At 40.7% G+C, this 18251-nt stretch carries 13 protein-coding genes; 4 read left to right on the forward strand and 9 right to left on the reverse strand.

The window, feature by feature from the left end; translation table 11 throughout:
* Positions 1–29: 29 nt before the first annotated feature.
* The gene (locus tag TDE_RS11975; protein WP_002680507.1) at positions 30–2816 is read right to left on the reverse strand and encodes a DUF3160 domain-containing protein; all 2787 of its coding nucleotides are present in this window, start codon (positions 2814–2816) and stop codon (positions 30–32) included.
* Positions 2817–2932: 116 nt separating this feature from the next.
* On the opposite strand from TDE_RS11975, the gene TDE_RS11980 reads away from it, so the two are divergent.
* Positions 2933–3994: an SAM-dependent methyltransferase gene (locus TDE_RS11980; RefSeq protein ID WP_002680508.1), complete on the forward strand. Its 1062-nt coding sequence runs from the start codon at positions 2933–2935 to the stop codon at positions 3992–3994.
* 281 nt (positions 3995–4275) lie between these two features.
* Here the strand turns inward: TDE_RS11980 and TDE_RS11985 are convergent, their stop codons facing one another.
* The 3 genes from TDE_RS11985 to TDE_RS11995 form a co-directional block, all read right to left on the reverse strand.
* Positions 4276–5661, reverse strand: a complete 1386-nt coding sequence (locus tag TDE_RS11985; protein WP_002680509.1) for a hypothetical protein — start codon at positions 5659–5661, stop codon at positions 4276–4278.
* Between the two features lie 343 nt (positions 5662–6004).
* Positions 6005–6649, reverse strand: coding sequence for a hypothetical protein (locus TDE_RS11990; RefSeq protein WP_002680510.1), 645 nt, complete (start codon positions 6647–6649; stop codon positions 6005–6007).
* A gap of 62 nt (positions 6650–6711) precedes the next feature.
* Positions 6712–7596, reverse strand: coding sequence for a YitT family protein (locus TDE_RS11995; protein WP_002667339.1), 885 nt, complete (start codon positions 7594–7596; stop codon positions 6712–6714).
* Positions 7597–8169: 573 nt separating this feature from the next.
* On the opposite strand from TDE_RS11995, the gene TDE_RS12000 reads away from it, so the two are divergent.
* Positions 8170–10269 (forward strand): methyl-accepting chemotaxis protein, encoded by a 2100-nt coding sequence (locus tag TDE_RS12000; RefSeq protein ID WP_002680511.1) that lies wholly within the window; start codon positions 8170–8172, stop codon positions 10267–10269.
* Between the two features lie 85 nt (positions 10270–10354).
* Here TDE_RS12000 and TDE_RS12005 read toward each other — a convergent pair whose 3' ends face one another.
* The 4 genes from TDE_RS12005 to lysS all read right to left on the reverse strand — a co-directional run bounded on the left by TDE_RS12005 (position 10355) and on the right by lysS (position 15468).
* The gene (locus TDE_RS12005; protein ID WP_002680514.1) at positions 10355–11050 is read right to left on the reverse strand and encodes a SprT family zinc-dependent metalloprotease; all 696 of its coding nucleotides are present in this window, start codon (positions 11048–11050) and stop codon (positions 10355–10357) included.
* Positions 11047–12117 (reverse strand): DUF2804 domain-containing protein, encoded by a 1071-nt coding sequence (locus TDE_RS12010; protein WP_002680516.1) that lies wholly within the window; start codon positions 12115–12117, stop codon positions 11047–11049. The genes TDE_RS12005 and TDE_RS12010 overlap by 4 nt, the downstream gene beginning before the upstream one ends.
* Before the next feature lie 87 nt (positions 12118–12204).
* Positions 12205–13869 (reverse strand): ABC transporter ATP-binding protein, encoded by a 1665-nt coding sequence (locus tag TDE_RS12015; RefSeq protein WP_002680518.1) that lies wholly within the window; start codon positions 13867–13869, stop codon positions 12205–12207.
* A gap of 12 nt (positions 13870–13881) precedes the next feature.
* A complete protein-coding gene (gene lysS / locus TDE_RS12020; protein ID WP_002680521.1) occupies positions 13882–15468 on the reverse strand; it encodes a lysine--tRNA ligase in 1587 nt (528 codons plus the stop codon).
* Between the two features lie 110 nt (positions 15469–15578).
* Here lysS and TDE_RS12025 point away from each other — a divergent pair, with 110 nt between their 5' ends.
* On the forward strand, positions 15579–16508 hold the full coding sequence (locus TDE_RS12025) for an Hsp33 family molecular chaperone HslO (RefSeq protein ID WP_002680524.1): 930 nt from the start codon (positions 15579–15581) through the stop codon (positions 16506–16508).
* Positions 16498–17121 carry a precorrin-8X methylmutase gene (locus tag TDE_RS12030; protein ID WP_002680526.1) on the forward strand — a complete coding sequence of 208 codons (624 nt, stop codon included), beginning with the start codon at positions 16498–16500 and terminating at the stop codon, positions 17119–17121. The genes TDE_RS12025 and TDE_RS12030 overlap by 11 nt, the downstream gene beginning before the upstream one ends.
* A 29-nt stretch (positions 17122–17150) precedes the next feature.
* Here the strand turns inward: TDE_RS12030 and TDE_RS12035 are convergent, their stop codons facing one another.
* Positions 17151–17996 (reverse strand): Rpn family recombination-promoting nuclease/putative transposase, encoded by an 846-nt coding sequence (locus tag TDE_RS12035; RefSeq protein ID WP_002680529.1) that lies wholly within the window; start codon positions 17994–17996, stop codon positions 17151–17153.
* Positions 17997–18251: the final 255 nt, after the last annotated feature.

The raw sequence follows: 18251 nt of genomic DNA on the forward strand, positions 1-18251 counted from the left end.
AAAATTCGAGTCCGTCAAAAATGCTTTTTTTAAAAAGAAATATTCTGAGCCCAGAAAGGCTTTAAGTCCTCCATGTCCTCATTAGAATAAACCCTTTCTTTCCATTCTTCATTTGTCAGACGGTTGGATATGTCTTGTTCAAATTCATAGTAATTAAAACAATAACCGACAGCTATTCTTTTTCCGCCTTGAGCATCGTTTAAGGGAACATAGATTCTATAGGGAATACCGACAGCCGTTTCAAGAACAAAGCCTTCTTCTCCATTTGTAAACACATCGGCAACCAAGGCCATGCGCAATTGTTCAGGCTCAACAACCGCATTTATGGAAGGCATGAGAATACGGGCCAGGAAGCCGGGCATCAAGGATATCCATTTTAGGTCTTTTTCAGAAACGGGCTTATCCGCAATTTCAAGCTTAACGATATCGGCAGCATGTAAGGCAGCGTCTTTTAACATTTCAAGCTTTTGTAAATTATTTTCATCTATGAGCTTATAAGGCTTTAATGCATTTATAAGAACATCCACAGAAGAAGCAGTGTTTTTCCAAAATGCTAAGTTAGGCTCTATATAGTGAACCGGATTGGGAATCTTCTTTACCCTATAGGTAAGCTCGGGACCGGGACCGCCTCCAAGCTCTGCAAAAGCCTGTTTTGTATATAAAATAGTATCATGCCTTAACTCTGCCCATGTTCCGTGAGCCGACAATAAGGACTTTACACTCCATGCAGGGCTTTCGGTAAAATAAAAACCGGAACCTTGCTCAAAACGGGCTTGCAGGCCTATCTCGTTTAAGGTTTTACCGTAATAAGTTTTTCCCAATATTTTGTCGGGAGAAGCTACTACTTCTTTTTCGATTTTATCAAGGGTAGCTTTTAACTTAGGAAAATCGGAGTAATCTTTTTGAAGCAATAAATCGGCAGACTTTGAACCAAGAGCCTTCATAATATCCAGCCCCTTAACATGTGCACGGCCATACAGTCTGGGAGAGCTTACCAAGCTGTGAATATAAGAATCGAGAGTAAACCTCTGACCGAAAAGTCTCCAGCCCATGGGAGGCTTTCTTTCTTCATCGGTACCTTCGGAAGCAGTATAAAAAACGGAAGCCCCGGCTATGGCCGGAGGTCTTAACTTTTCGTGAGCCGATTTCATAAATGCGAACAAATTGTTTTTATCGCTTGCCCATTTTTCAAAATCCTTTACATCATAGCTTTTCCAGAGAGGCAAGACCTCTTTAAAAGATAGGTCATCGGATAGGCCTATTAAATCGGTTATAGGATCAAAAAGAGCTGACCACTTTTTATAAAGCTCTTCATCATTTTTTACAAGCTCAGTAATCAAAAGAGCTATGGGCTCCATGTTCAAAGTTAGAGCATAAGCATCGGAAGCAGCTTTACCATCCTGTTCCAAAACTTCAGGCCCCTTATCTGCAATTAAAAAATGAGCATGTCCGAACCACATCATTGCTCTAAAATAGGAAGACAAAATACCGTTTTTTGTGTAGTGTCCTCTCGGTTTATATTGGGAATAATCTTCTTTTGTATAGGTTCCGTCTTCAAATGTAAAAAGAGGAGAAGGCGCAGGGCCTTGAGCCTTATCTATAAGATCTATTTCTTCACTTACCGTTTTCGGATATTTTGCAAGAACTTCATCTTTATTGGGCTCTTTATAAACAGTTTCATCAGAGCCGTACTCATCTTTTTGAATTACAGATTTAGGAGCAAGTTCCAAGAGAACACGGGCAACTTGAAAATATAGTTTAGCCTTTTCTAAGGTTTCAGGTCTTGCCGTAGGAAAGCCTTTTTTGTTTACATTATTTAAACTATCGTCAAAGGCTGTTACAAGCTCAAGAAGTCTAGGCGTAAAAAAATTCTCTTCAATATTTTGCAATGTCCTATCAAAAAAAAGATGCTTTGCATGGGCCATCAAATCGGTGGTAATAAAAAGTGTAGTGCCGTCATTTCCAAGAAAGCTTGAATCATAACTATCTTCATATGATTCGTAATGATAACCATAATGATTTCTGTACAAGGCAATCATATCATCAGCGGACATCATATGCAGATCATATTCATCGGGTTTAACTTTTTCAAAAATTAACCTATCTCTTTCCAAAACAGCTTGATGAGCCTTGCTTAAAAATTCATAACCGAATACCGTATAAAATTCTTTAGGAGCACCGTTGGTCAAATAACGCATAGAAATAACTTGATTTATTTTCAAATCATTATTCATACCTGTAAGATCGGCTCCAAAGACAAGTCCTTTTTCTCCGTTCCATGTTGTACGGTAAAAATAATTTTGATTTTCTTGAAACTTAAAAACACCGAAATCGAACTCATCATCGGCATCAAACGGAAGCCTTACCGGCTCTTTTTCAATATTCAAAACAGTACCGAACGGAACGGGAATTCCCTTAGGCAGGTTTTTTAGGTCTTCTTGAGATTTTAATTCTGCATTAGGATAAAATAAACAAAGATCGCTTCCGACGACAGCTGTCGCTCCTTCTTGCACCTTATTAAAGGGGAAATTTTTAAAAACAAGCTTATCTTTTAAATACTTTTGGTGGGCAGAAGGTGCACTCTGTTTTTTTGCAAATTCTAACTGCAAACTGCCGTCATACCTTACCTTTTCAAGACACTTTTCTGCAAGCAATGATTCTTCCATTTCCATGTTCACATTTTCCGCAACATCATCGACTGCCGATTCATTAGGCGCAGCTTTATCTTTTGCATTGCAAGAAAAAAATGATATAACACAAACAAACAATAACGGTATAAAAATAAGATTTATGCCTTTCTTTTTTAATTGAAACATTTTAAAAACTCCTCCGTAAAAAACGATATCATGTAATTTAATAATAGCACAAACGAACCCGATTGACAAGCTAAAGCAAAAAAAAGAAAATATGCCTTTAAGAGAATACTAATATTATGCCGAATAAAGATGACTCCCGTATAAAATTATTAAAAGGCAGAGCTTGGCTTACCATTCCTCAGTTTGAAAATCATCTTCTCGATGAATTAGGAATTCCACATGGAGTAGCTCCTATGGAAATTAAAAATCTCCCCAAGGATGCCTCTGTCTACGGTAACATAATATACAGAGAAAATTTTCCAAAAGATGTTTTTTGGAGCCGCCTTTGTATGGAAGAACCGTTTATGGCAGAGTTTTTGAGCATAAGCGAGGCTGCCGATATCTTGCGCTCAATTCAAAGAAACTGGGCATTTGTTCCGTTTAACTGCTTTAGACGAGCAGAGCTCATCGAAAAAAAGCTTCCCTTTATCAGCAAAAAAGAACGAAACTTTCCCTACGATGTTCCGTCAGCCGAAATGGGAATCTGGACTCTTTTAAACGAAAATCAAATTTTCGCTTCGGCAAAAACTTCAAGTCCCTTCCCACGTGGAGAAATTTTCTTTAAAGAAGATAAGATAAATCCGCCGAGCCGAGCCTACTTAAAAATGTGGGAAGCCTTAACCCTTTTAAATTTCTACTTAAAAAAATATCAAGAGAAAAACAGCCTTGCTGAAAAAACTGAAGCCATGACCACAGCTTCTTTCGGAAAAAAGAATTCCCTGCCCGCAGCCGATTCCGTCTGCCTCGATGCCGGAGCCTGCCCCGGAGGCTGGAGCTGGGTGCTGGACAGCTTAGGCTGCAAAATTATCGCAATCGATAGAAGCCCCTTGAGGCCCGATTTAATGGCAAAGAAAAATATAGAATTTATAAAACATGATGCTTTTACTTTAAAGCCGGAAGACATAGGAAAAATAGATTGGCTTTGCTCCGATGTAATCTGTTATCCTCCGAGGCTTTATGATTGGATTATAAAATGGATTGACTCGGACCTTTGCGAAAAATTTATTTGCACAATAAAGATGCAGGGAGAACCCGATAACGAAACCGTTAAAAAGTTTGCAGCAATTCCAAACTCGAAGATTGTCCATCTTACGGCAAACAAACACGAACTAACCTGGTTAAAAGCCCCATTTATATAACTGTAAGTTGTTCGGCATCTAAACTTAGCAACTACCCATTCTTCACAGGAAGTGTGGTGGTTCTGTAAGTAAAACTCTACCACTTATATCACAACCGTCCATGGCGGGTAAAAGGCCTAAAACTCGTGATTAAAAAATATACAAGGAGGTATATTTTTTAATCGAGCTTCGAGATAGTCTCGAATACTGTTTTGACGCACTGTCGAATTATGCTCTACGTCTGCCGCAGGTTATGTACTTTGGCCGGCGTAGGTTATAGCCTACGTCCGGCATAGATCAGGTTATCGCCACTCCCTATACCATTTGGCATCGGTGTTTTCGAATGTTAAAGTTCCCGAACGTGTGTCGAGTTTTGCAATGCGGTTTATGTTTGGGTATACAGTATAACCCTGGGCCCCCTCTATCGAGCTGAATATTGCACCGTCGTCGGCGATATACAAGACGCCGTCTTCAAAGCCGATAATGCGCCGTGCACCGTAAAAGCGGTCTTTAGGCTCACCCTCGAACTTATACACAGCAGTCTGAGGGGATGGGCCAAATTTTCTATAGCTTTTCATGCGGCCAAAGCCGTACCTGCCCGACTCGGTCATATGGCCGTTTTCGGTGTAGGTGTACTCAAGAACCCCGCCGTAAAAAGCTTTGCTGCCGTCATACGGCGCGTCGATTGTAAAAACTATATACACTTTATTCCCGTACGCAAACATATCTTGGCATTCACCGCTTTTATGGGTAATGGCTGGATCACCCATTGAGGGATCACCCGTTATGGGTATAATATCTTTTAAAGGATCTTGAGGCAGCGTACCTACCAGAGCGGGTGGTGTACCGGTCAGCCGATACATTTGTAGTTGCCCTCCTGCCGGCAAACTGCTATACACAAATAAATACCCGTTATAGGCGGCACTGGCTTTAATCGTACCCGCAGAGCCAATAACGTGCATAAGGTTGCCGTTATCGTCTATTTCATAAAGAGTTGAGCCGCTCGACATATATACCTTTCCCGTTTTTAAGTCGGTTGTAAAACTGTCTACCGCGGTTACGCCGACGGGCAAAGATAGTTTTTTTTCATAATCGCCTTCGCTGGTATACCGCCGTATTACGACCGGGGGATCAGAATATGCTGCATACAGCCGACCCTTACCGTCCCGCGTAAAAAAAAGGTAGTCGCGGCCAGAGCCGGACTGTGTTATCGCAAGCGGAATCCCGCTCATATTAAGTTTAAATATATAACCGGTAGAACCGCTGCCCTCCACCGAAAAAAGTACCGGCCACATGGACGCTATTACCTTGTTCAGTTTAACGGCAGCCTCGTTATCGCCGCTTTCTACGGTTAGGTCGGTAAAGCCCGCCCACGTTGCCGACGGGGTTATAATAGAGACCTTTATGTGTATCGTTTCGCCTACCGGTAGAAATTGCGAAAAAACTTTCGGTTCGTCTTTTTCAAGCTGTTTTGTAATGGGCACGATAGAATTGCCTGTAATATCGATTTGCATTGTGCTGTCCGACAGGTTAGGAAGCCCGTTCGCCCCGATAGACCGCGCCGCACCATTTTCGAAGTCGAGTGTTACTATGCCGTATTCAGGGGCGGTAAGATTACAGGAAGTTTGCAGTATAAGCGCAGCGGTAAGCAGTGCTGCCGCAAACAGTAAAATAACATTTTTTTTCATAAGTTTCCTCCTCGTACCGTAAAAGGTATAACTGCCGGCTTTCCGTGCCGGTACATACAGTTGAAAGCGAGCGGCGCCGTTTTAAGCCGCAAGGTTCAACAACTATACTTACAGTATAAGACAAAGTACCGATAAAATCAATAAGTTTGTTTCCGGCTGTTTATTCCCGGCGTTTTTGTAGGGGAAAAGAGATGCACTTGTCAGACGCAAGTTTGTTTTTTGTTTTTCAGTGTTCTAAAATTTTTAATACATGCCCCTCTCTCACATTTTTAGCAATGCGACACAGTAATCTGCATATTTTCTACAGGGCAAGACATTTGCAGGTGTATTCCAATTTTATTACTTACTTACCGAAAAAGCTGCGTTGCCCTGCTTTTACCCATCGTCCGGGACTTCGGGACAAAACCGGTGAAGCTATCTGATTGCATAACCAATCGGCAAAGACCTCATCTTCAAAGCCTTCCAATTTTACCAAAAGAGTTTGTACGCCGGGAAGCTCCGTCTTTCTTACGGTATCAACCGTTTCTTCTGCAATACGGGCAAAGGCGGCAGAGGCAGCCGAAATATTAGGATTACCGCAAGGAATATCCGCATCACGGTGAACAAAGATTAGACGGCCTTGCCCCTTTTTAATATAGTAGTTTTTTAAAACAAGGGAAAGAGCGGCATTCGCAGAAACAAGATCGCTTATAGTCTTGTCTATAGATAGGGCATCCGTCCCCGGATATATTTTGGAATAAGCAGGAGCATCAAAAATCAAAATCGACGTATCTGCTGCAATATTTATGTTTTTTAATTTAAGCGGAATAGCTTGAAGAGAAAAAAGAGATGAACGGTTCCATTCTATTTCGGTAGTGACACCGCTTTCTTTATTATCTTCCTTGTACTCCGAACTCAAACAAACCTTTAAGCCCTTATCCCTAAGCTTATTCGCAAGGTCTTGTGAAAACTTCAATCGGTTATCCGTAATAAAAATTCCTGAATCCATACTTAACTATACCATACTTAACTATCTGCCGTCAATGACTTATCAAACCCGCAAGGAGGAGTTTACTTTATTTTTTGCTTAAAGCCGAGACCGTAAACTTCCTGCATATCGCAGACCATGATAAAAGCCTTTTCGTCTATTTCGGTAATAATTTCCTTTGCCCTGACAAATTGAGCCCGGCTTACAACACAGAGCAGCACAGGACGATCCTGCTTTGAATACATGCCCTCTCCCTTAAGGAGGGTAACGCCTCTTTCCAGCTTGCTCATAAGAGCATCTCCTATTTCGGCCGGCTTAGAGCTGACAATGAAAAAGCCCTTAAAGTAACTTAAACCGTCAAGAATCATGTCCGCTATCTTTGTACAAAAGAAAAGAGCTATTAAAGAATAAAGCGAGGTGTTAGGATTATTATCTACAACACCTGCAAAGGCTACTATTACAAAATCGGCTATAGCCATTCCCTTTGCTATACTCAATCCGGGAAAATGCTTGTTTACAATGGCCCCGGCAAGGTCGGTTCCTCCTGTAGTAGCGCCTCGTTTAAACACAATTCCCAAACCTACTCCTAATAGAATTCCGCCGAAGGTTGCCTGTAAAAAAAGATCATTGGTAAATACAAAATCTTGGGGTAAAACAGCCAAAACTCCCGAAAGCACCAAAATAGAAAGAAGAGTAAAAACAGCGGATTTTTTACCCAAAAGTTTTGCTCCAAAAATAAATAAAGGGACATTTATAATTAAATTCAATATGTAAACTCTTATACCCGTCAGCTTTTCGATTGCAACCGACAAACCGCTGACACCGCCCGGTGCAATTGTTCCCGGAATAAGAAAAAATTGCAATGCAACTGCTGCAAGTACACTTCCAACCGTAACCCAAAAAATATCCAACAATACACCTATAACAAACTTTGTAGAAATATGTTTGGCGGGTAATATTTTATTCATAATATACATTCTCCAAATATCATAGAATTTTTTATACAGAGCAGATACGAATTTACAAACAGGGAGTTATACTACACCATTTTCTTAAAAAAATCAACAGCACAAAAACACAGACAACAATACACATAGTTGACAGTTCCATTCCTTTAGCCTATAATACCGTCCATGCTGCAACACGATATTCTGTTAGAAAAAAAATTAAACTTTTTCTCGAAGACGACTAGACAAAATAAAAAAAATGTGTATACTACCCCCCCCCCCGAATTTTTTGCAATCAACCGGATATCTGCGGTGCCGCTTACCTATTTCCAAAAAAGCGTATTTAAAAGAGCAAACAGAAAAACTATTCTCAAAAATAATTCCCGACAGGAAGCCGGAGGTTTTAAACAATAACAAGTTTGTATTTCATTAACCGGCACGGATGCCGGTGGTTCCAAACTTCCAAGAGTTTTAGACGCAAGTCTAAAACTCTAAGCTGAAAAATGTACAAGGATGTACATTTTTCAGCGGATGTCTTAAGGATTGAGACAATTCAATCCAAAAAACATAATAACCCTAAAAGAGGAGATTAAAATGAAAGAGAAACATCGTTTTTCATTACGGAACAAATTGATGATTGTATTCGGTGCATTGATTTTTGTAGTTGGGACTATTCTTACCCTTATAGCATTACGTACTGCCCGAAAAGCCGTAGGCGAAAAGGTCGAAACACACTTAATCGACAAGGCAACCGATACGGCGGAGATTCTTGATGGACGCGTAACTGCTTTATGGCAATTTTTTGAAGGCCTTGCTCGTATGCCTGCCTTCCGCAATACTGAACTTTCTTATGCAGAAAAAGCAGTCCTTCTGGAAAAAGAGATTGCCTTTAATGAAGTCCTTTTTGATTCGGCTATCACCGATGCACAGGGGAATATGTATTCTTCAAATGGGCAGGTTATCTCGGTTAAAGACCATGCATGGTTTAAGACCTCCATCAATGGCAAAGAATTTTTATCGGAGCCTTTTATTTCCGTTATAAACGGTAAATTCATTTTGACCATTTCCGTTCCGCTATACGACAATAACCGCAACATCATAGGTGTTTTAGCCGCGGCTATAGATGCAAAAAAGATCTCGGAACTAATTGACGATATTGTAGTCGGCAAGACAGGCGAATGCTATATTCTGGATAAGTCAGGAACCGCCATCGCAGATAAAGATTTCAACCTAGTTAAGACGCGTTCAAATGCCCGTGAAGAAGCTAAAACCGATTCATCGCTTGAGTCGTGTGCCGCTTTCGAAAAAATGGCAGTAGAGATTGACGAGCCTTCTGTAGGATATTATGAATATAAAGGAGAAAATTTTATTGCCTCGTATGCCACGATGAAAACAACTGACTGGACTATTATTATAAATGCCCCCGTAAACGAATTCATGGGAACCGTCAATGAACTTCGGCTTGAAATGCTGATTATTGGAGCAATAACTTTAGCAGCTGCCCTAATTGTTGTCTTTTTTGTTGCCTACCGCATGATAAAACCTATAAAGGTTGTCGTTGGAGCTCTTAAAGATATAGCCCAAGGTGAAGGGGATTTAACCGTCCGCCTGCCCGTACACGGCAACGATGAAGTTACCGATTTATCGGAATACTTCAATGAAACAATAGAAAAAATCGGCTCGTCGATTAAAACCGTCGGCAAAAATACTATAGACATGACAAATATCGGTAACGAACTTGCAAGCAATATGACCGAAACGGCAAGTGCTGTACACCAAATAAGTGCGAATATCGACGGCGTAAAGCAACAAGCTCTTACCCAAGCCGCAAGCGTTACCGAAACGGCAGCTACCGTCGAAGAAATTATCCGCACTATTAGACAGCTTAACAACAGTATTGAAAATCAGGCGGCGAGTGTTGCAGAGTCTTCTTCCGCTATCGAACAAATGGTAGGAAACATAGCCTCTATCACACAGACCCTAGGTAAAACCGATGACGTTATAAAAACTCTTGCTTCCGCCACGGCCGACGGAAAGGAAACAGTTACAGGAGCAAACACTGTTACCCAGCGTATTGCCGAAGAGTCAGGCGGTCTATTGGAAGCCTCAAGCGTTATCCAACACATTGCAAGCCAGACCAACCTTTTGGCGATGAATGCCGCAATCGAAGCTGCCCATGCAGGTGAATCGGGTAAGGGCTTTGCCGTCGTTGCCGACGAAATTCGTAAGCTCGCTGAAGAGTCTTCCAGTCAAGGTAAAACCATTACCGAAACGCTTAAAGTGCTTTCAGGAGAAATTGAAACTCTTTCATACTCTGCAAAAACGGCAGAAGAAAAATTTAATGCCATTTTCGCCCTTTCAGAGCATGTCAAAACGATGAGCCAAAATCTAATGAACGCTATGCACGAACAAGAAAACGGCAGCAAGGAAGTACTCACTGCTATCCGCGACATAAACATGGTAACCAACCAAGTAAATGACGGCTCAGCCGAAATGCTTCGCGGCGGTGAGAATGTTGCTCAAGAGATGCAAAAACTCGACGAACTTACCCGCGTCATCACTGACAGTATGAACGAGATGGCCTCCGGTGCCGTACAGATTAGCAATGCCGTACAGGAAGTACACACAATAAGTCAAAAAAATAAAGAGAGCATTGAAAATCTTTCTAAAGAAGTCGGAAAATTTAAAGTTTAAATTAATTAATAATGTGTAATGAATAATCGGTAATCGATAGCTGATAACTTAATTACTCATTACACATTGCCCCTTATCGATTCCCCTAATAATCTTCAGAATTCAAGAGCTTAACTCTTTCTTTCCAGTCGGGAAGATATTTAGTCATATATCGCTTAAAGCGGTCGTTGTGGAGCCTTTCCTTAAAATGAACGAACTCATGTACCAGCACCATTTCGGCACATTCACAAGGAAGAGCTGCAAGCTTTGTGTTTAAGGTAATTATGCCGGTATAAGAATTACATGAACCCCACTTGCTTTTCATATCCCTGTATTTTATCTCGGAGGCGGATTCTTTTATTTTATCTTCCCAAAAGGGCAAGATTTCTTCTACATAAAGTTCCAATTCCTTTTTATAAAGACGGTTCAAAATTGAAGGCCGTTTTTTTGGATCCGCTCCAAAAGGCTCTTTTAAATAGATAAAATCATCATCGACTGCGACGCTTGCATTTTTTTTGGCACGCAGTATTTTAATTTTATAATCGGCTCCCCATAAACTTACCGTGGAGCCGTCCTTTAATGAGGCTTTTATATTCTTCTTAAAAATCTTTTCTTCTATTCGTGCCTGATGTTTTTTTATCCACGCAATATTTTCTTTTACAAAGTCCAAGGCCTTGCTTTGAGAATAATTTTTCGGAACATGGATACAGGGAATAGCCGTCTTAGGCGATATGGTAAGCCTGAGTTTCCGCCCCTTTGATTCGGCCCATTCGATTTCGACCCCTTCTATTTTAATAATCATATTCTGATATTATATTTTTTAGCTATGCCGGGAAAAGATTTTAGCTTTAATTCTTCTCCGTCGGCTGTCAGCAGAGTACCTTCAAAATGACCGTAAACGGTACTGTACTCCGTCCTAAAAACTGCGGCATTTACTCTTTTGTAATTTTTTGAAACAGGAAGAAACACAAGGTCTACCATGCTTTCGGTGTCCTGTATTATCCATTTTCCCATGATACCGAAGGGACGGGTTATTTTTACCGGAGGAAGGGGGGTGCGCTTCCCGTCATAGAGTATCATATTATCATTATACCTATTGCTGTCGGCTGCTATCGAATTTGCAAGATAAAAAACTAAAGACTTATCTCCCAGTTTGCCTAGTCCGTTTACAAGGGTACGCTTTGACCTAAAACCGGTATAGGACTTCCGCACATCAAAGACGCCCACGGCCGTTTCTTTTTTTAGCTGAATATCTTCGTTGTAACCCAAGCTTACCCAGCCCTTTACCGTCCCTGTCTGCATGTACATGGCCATACATCGCCGGCTCACATAGTTCGGAATTACGCATGAAAAATCCAAGGCTTCTTTATCCCGAATATCCAGATCCAAACGGCCTTCGCATGAGGGACGGGAATCACGGGCCGAAAAGTCAAAATCGGCATGAAGTTTTCCATGCGACAGGCGGGAAAAAATACGGGCATATCTATATGACTTGCGGCAGGCAGTAACGCTGTATCTTATATGTTTAGGAATATGAATAAAGCCGCCCGGCAGGTATTGCCGATAGGCATATTTTTGCTGAGTTTTACGAACCCAAAAAGTTGTTTCCATAAAGGAAAAAATATAGCACGAAAAAAATGCTATTTCGCCTATTATCTCATCATCGCAGAATAGAAACCTCATCGTCCCCGAAATCCTTCCGTTGGTAATTATTCTAGGAAGCGGAATATTACCGAATACCCGATAAAGCCCTCTTATATCGAATTTTTTAAAGCAGCCTGAAAAAGTGCCGAAATTCGATTTTCCGTTTTGTACAGGCTTATCGGGAGCAGGTTCTATCTTGCGTGTGTACAAGTTATCATTAGCCATAGAAAGAATGTTAGCACAATTTGCAAAAAAATAAAAGCCTTTTTTTTAGGAAATTTTTAAGTTTTGCAAAGACCGGCTTTTCCGCTTCTAAATATCGGCCAATCCGTCTTTTACGGTAACAATTTTATCTGCCCGAGCCCGCAAGGCTTCGCTTACATGGTGCGAAATTATTATACAGGTTAGTTCTCTTTGGGATAACACGGTATTTTCTATTTCGGCACTCGTTTCCTTATCTAAGGCAGAGGTTGCTTCATCCATCAAAAGAATGGGGGAATCCTTTACCAAGGCCCTCGCAATAGCTATGCGCTGTTTTTCTCCGCCTGAAATTTTCGAGGCCCCTTCGCCTATCCTTGTTTCAAGGCCGAGAGGAAGACCTTCGATAAACTTTTGTAAGCCGGCTTTTTTACAAGCTTCCTTTATTCTTTCATCGCTTATATCTTCATTATAAAGGGCAATATTATTTTTGATTGTGTCGTCAAAGATAAATGGAGACTGATGCACTACTGACACAAGCTTAAAATAAGAATCATCGGGAATCTTGCGGATATCCGTTCCGTCTATTTTTATAAGTCCCTCATAGCCCGTAAATTTTTTGTATAAAAGGCTTAAAAGGGTGGATTTTCCCGAACCGCTTTCCCCTACAATTAAAACCTTTTCGCCTTTTTTTACGCTAAGATTTACATTTTTTAAGGCAGGAAAAGCACCCTGATTTTCTTCTTCATTATCTTCATCTTCGCCATCTTGGGGATAGCTAAAACTCATATTTTCAAAACTTATCGAATCTTCAAAAGAAGTTTTTGCTTCCAAGTCTTTTAAGGAACTGTCCTTTTCTTGCAAGTTTAAAATTTCATCCAAATCTTTTATTACCGCCTTTGCAGCCAAAATAGATGTTATATATTGAGTCAGGTTACTCAAAGGATAAACGATGAAGATTACAAGCTGGCTTGCAGCTATTATTACCGAGATTTTAAAAAAGCCTAAAAGAACCAAAACTGCACCTAAAAAGAAAACGCCTATGTAGGTTATGCTCGAAAAGAAATCACCGAGACTCCCCATAAAGCCGCTCATATACCTGTCCTTAAAAGAAGCTTTTTTATAACCGGTGTTCGCATTGCGGTGAAGAATCTCGATTTTTTCCTGAAGGTTATAGGACTTAATCAGATCAAAGGCGGAAAATATTTCTTTTAGGCTGATAGTGTAATTTTCGCTTTTTTCAATATAGTCCTTCTCGGCCTTGGCTACAGGCTTCACCGTAAATTTGGGAACAATGAGCTGGATAAGACCGGTAAAAAGAACAAAGAGAGAAAGTCTCCAATCCATAATCGAAAGCCAAATAACCGAAACTATCAGCTGTAAAACTGAAGGATAAATTCGGAAGATTGTCCAAAAATAAGACTCTTCCAGTTTTTCAACATTCTTTGTAAGATAGGCAACATAGCTTCCCGAATTGCGCGAGGCATATTCGCTAGTACTCATGGCCAGTATTTTTTTTATCAAGGCTTCCCTCAACGAAAAAAGAGCCTGTGCACTTGCTTTTTCGCGCACCCTCTTAGTCACAATATCTACCAAAAAGGAGATGACAAGATAGGCTATGGTACCGATGAGGTACAAGTGCAGCTTTTCGATAGTTCCGTTTGTTGCATAGTCTATTGCCAGCATCATTACATACGAAACTCCTACTTCCAACGCAGTGGAAAGGGGCTGCAAGGCAAGGTATAAAACCATATACCCTGTCTTTAAAAATTTGAACATAATGTTATCCTTTTAATAATCTTTAAATATTTTTTCAAGTCTTTCTTTGCCGATGGTTTTCATAAAGCCGGCCAGACGAGGGCCCTGATCTTTCGAAACAAGGGCTTGATAAACGGCAACAAACATTTGCTTGGGTTCCAAGCCGCATTCTTTTGCCGCATCGTAAAGGGCTGTCGAAAAAGTTTTTTCATCCATCTCGTCCATTTTTGGTAAAAGGGAATCCCTTATCGTTTTAATCGCCTTTGTTTCCGGCTCGGAGAGCTCAGCCTTTGAGCCGTCAGCTCTTAAAGCAAACTTAAACTCTTCGGGAGCACCCCCGTCCGTGATCCAGTTCCAAGCACATTCGGCACGGGTTCTCAGCCTATCAACTTGGGCAGGCTTTACATCGGGAAGCCCCTTTATTACGGCTTCAATATCGCCCGAATTTATCTGTAAAAGATTGCATAAATGCCTAAAAGGAATTTGATAGGAAATACACTCAGGCATTCCGTCTATTTGAGAAAGCTCATAGATTCTATATTCTTTTTCGAAGGTCTCATCGTTTTTAGCCTTTTCGGCCTTCCATGCAATGCGCTCTGTTTTGTCATAGTCCTCGTAAATCTTAATTACATCAAGATCAAAGCTGATAACGAATTCGGTGTTGGGCCTTGTACCCGCAAAAAGATAGCGGGCAACTTCGGGCTGATAAACTTCAAGTACTTCTGCAAGGCTTACAACCTTTCCCTTAGAAGAGGCCATCTTTCCGGGCACTCCCTTTAAACCGATAAAATCATATCGGAAACTTACGGGAGCAGGCCAGTTATAAATGCGGTCGGAAACCAAGCTTGCCGTATCGAAGGAGCCTCCTTGTGAGTGATGATCCTTTCCGGCCGGCTCAAAAACGGTTTTTTCAAAAGCCCAGCGCATGGGCCAGTCAACCCTCCAGCCCAGCTTTACAGACTTTGCCTTACGCAGATCCAAAGCTTCGCAATGTCCGCATTCGCAAGAGTATTTAAGCGTCCAGTCTCCGTCCCATGATTCTATCTTTGTAGTGTCCTTATTACAGGCTGTACAAAAAACTGAAACCGGCCAGTACTCTTCGGTAATTTTATGAGACTCATCTCGGTAAGTATTTAAAATGTCTTTAAGCTCTTCTCTGTTATCCAAGGCTTTTTTCATTCCTTCAGCATACATTCCCTTTTGATAGCGTTCGGCCTGATAAAGATATTCGGGGTGAATGCCGACGCGGGGTAATACGGCTTCTACATCATGCTCGTGGTGACGGGCATAGTTTTCATCTCTCTCAAATGTATCGGGAACCATCGTAATCGGATAGCGGAGATATTTTTCTAAAACTTCAGGCTTGGGCATATTTGCAGGAACCTTGCGGAATACGTCATAATCATCCCAAGAATAAATAAAGCGCACATTTTTTCCGCGGGAGCGCAAGGCCCTCACAACCAAATCGACGGAAATAATTTCGCGGAAATTTCCTACGTGAACGGTTCCCGAAGGCGTAATACCGGACGCGCAGGTGTAAACATCGAGGTCTCCCCTCTCTCTTATGATTTTTTCGGCAGTCTGATCTGCCCAATGTAATAATTTCTTTTCGTTTGACATAATTTCTTCCTTAAAAACATTTAAATATAGACAAAAGCAGGATATTTTATACAAAAAAAGAGAAGGTGTCAATCCTTGTACAAAAGCCCAAACTCTGGTATAATCCGCCTATGATAGATAAACCGATAACCGATCCCGTCTTAATCGAAAAATTTAAAACCATGCACGAAGACGGAATGACGGTCTTTATGCTCGGCGAAGGCCAAATCCGCGGAGCTTTTTTTCACGGAACCCGCTTTGTAAATAAGATGAGGGTGCAGCACAATTTAGGTATTTTAGAAAGCCTGGCCCTAGGCCACGCCTCCCTTTGCGGGGCTCTCTTAATTCCGACAATGAAAGGAAGGGACCGAATCATATTTAGATGCGACACTCAAGGCCCCCTTGTAGGCTTTAGTGTCGAAGCCTTTAGCGAAGGCTTTGTAAGGGGTTATCTTTTGGAAGACCCCATAAGGCCGGACAGGCCCTTAGAAACATGGGACCTAAAACCTCTTTTCGGAGAAGGAAAAATCTCGGTTATCCGCTTCCCTGAAGGTGCCAGGGAACCCCTAACCGGAATCGTCGAAATAAAACACAAAAACATAGCCCTTGATCTATCCGAATATTTTTTACAATCAGAGCAGACGGTAACGGGTTTTAATACAGGCATCCAATTCGACAAGGAAGGAAGAATCATCGGGGCGGGCGGAATGTATATTCAACTAATGCCGGGAGCCGAAGAAGGCTTGATAGAAAAGGCGGAAAGAGCCTTTGCAGCCTGCCCCTCGATAGGCCAATGGTTTGCGGAAGGCGGAGACAGGGAAGATGTCATCTTCGGCCTTTTCCGTGACTGTAATCCCCAAGTTTTAATCGAAAGAAAGATAGACTTTTATTGTCCCTGCTCGGAGGAAAATTTCCGCAATAAACTTTTTACCCTACCTGAAAAAGAAATTGCAGACATGTACGAAAACGGCCCTGAGCAAATAGAGCTTTATTGCCATAACTGCGGTTCAATCTATAAATATCCCAAAAGTATCTTAAAGGAAAAAATCAATGTACATTAAAAAACCTATGGAAATAGAAAATAAAAGCATGGATATAATTGAAGAAAGCATGAAGGATGTTGCTTTTACGGAAGAAGAAAAAATTATAGCCAAGAGGATGATTCACACTACGGGCGATGTCGAGTATAGAAAGATAATCGTATTTCAAAATAACTTTATAGAATCGGCTAAAAGGGCTCTTCAAAAAGGCATAACCATTTTTACCGATACCAAGATGGTGCTGACAGGCATCAACAAGCCCGCCCTCTCAAAAACCGAAAATAAACTTTTATGCCTCATCGATGATGAGAGGGTTTTTAAGATGTCCAAGGAAGACGGAATCACGCGCTCTTCGGCAGCCGTAGACCTTGCAGTCCAAGAAGGAGCCAAAGCCTTTGTAATCGGGAATGCCCCGACGGCTCTTTTTAGGCTCTTGGAGCTCTGCGAAGAAAAAAAAGTTTCCCCCGAATTTATAATCGGCGTTCCCGTCGGCTTTGTAGGAGCCGCCGAATCAAAAGAAGCCCTGCGTTCAAAACCCTTTCCCCAAATCTCTACCGTAGGCACCAAGGGCGGAAGCAATGTCGCCGCCTCCATTATAAACGCCCTGCTTTATATGATGGTAGAAAGGGAGTAAGATTCAGAAAGTTTAAATTGATACAACTCTTAAAACTCTTTGATTTCCTGAATAGCAAGACCTGTAATTTTATGAATATCATCTATGGAGTAATTCATAGTCTTCATCAATTTTGCCATATCCAGTTTTGCCTGATACTCACCATCAGCAAATCCCTCTGCACGACCTTCCCTTCTGGCATCACCTCTTTCAGCTTCTAAGAGCATCTGATATTTCTCCCTAGATAATTCTCTAGCTATACGTCTTTCTTCTTCAGTTACCCTAAGAATTGTTTCTTCTGCCATCCTGATACCCTCCTCTAATTCACATAATTTTTTCAAGACACCGCTCTTTTTGTCTTGTTCATAAGTAGTCAAAAACCTTATCCAAAAATCTTTTAAGGTGTAATCTTCTAGGCTCTTTTTTATAGTATAACCTATTAACTCATTTAATTCAATGTAAATATATTGAATAACGGAATTTTCAGACATTTTTACAAGCTTTGCATTTTTAGGAACATTACAACCGAAAACCGAAATACTTACGGCATAAAAAGGATCATCTTTTTTTGATTCCAATTTCAAAAAACGGGAGGCCAAACGCAAAAGATACATTTGACTGCGTCTAGGATAGTTTTCTTTCCAAAACTGCTGCATCTCAAGGTCTATAATAAGGCCTGTGTCCGTTTTAATTAAAAAATCAAGATGATAAGTCTCTCCATTAGGAGTCTCACGGATAAGCTCTGTATTTAAAATATCCGCTTTTTTGATTTTACCGTAAGAATCTTCCAAAAAAGCATTTAAAAAGCTTATAAGAGCCTTGTTACCCTTTTTTCCTTTAGAAAACATCAACTTGAATACCCAATCCATCTTGGGATTTAAAAATTCTTCTTTCATAATAAATTTTTCTCCTTATCATAATTATTGTATTATTTATTTGTGTTTTATTGTAAAATTTATAAAAATATTTTATAAAAACTATTACAACCATGATTGCGAAAAGAGAGTAAGATTCAGAAAGTTATCAAGGGCTTGACAGCATAGTATAGCTCCATAGGCACTTGCAAAGTTTTTAAGAATGGCGGATTTTTTCTTAAAAGCTTTAAACAAAATATCCAAGTAACCTTAAGGAGATTTTAATGAAAAATAAAA

Origin of the sequence: Treponema denticola ATCC 35405 (assembly GCF_000008185.1) — a bacterium.
In the GTDB taxonomy this organism is placed as follows: Bacteria; Spirochaetota; Spirochaetia; order Treponematales; family Treponemataceae; genus Treponema_B; species Treponema_B denticola.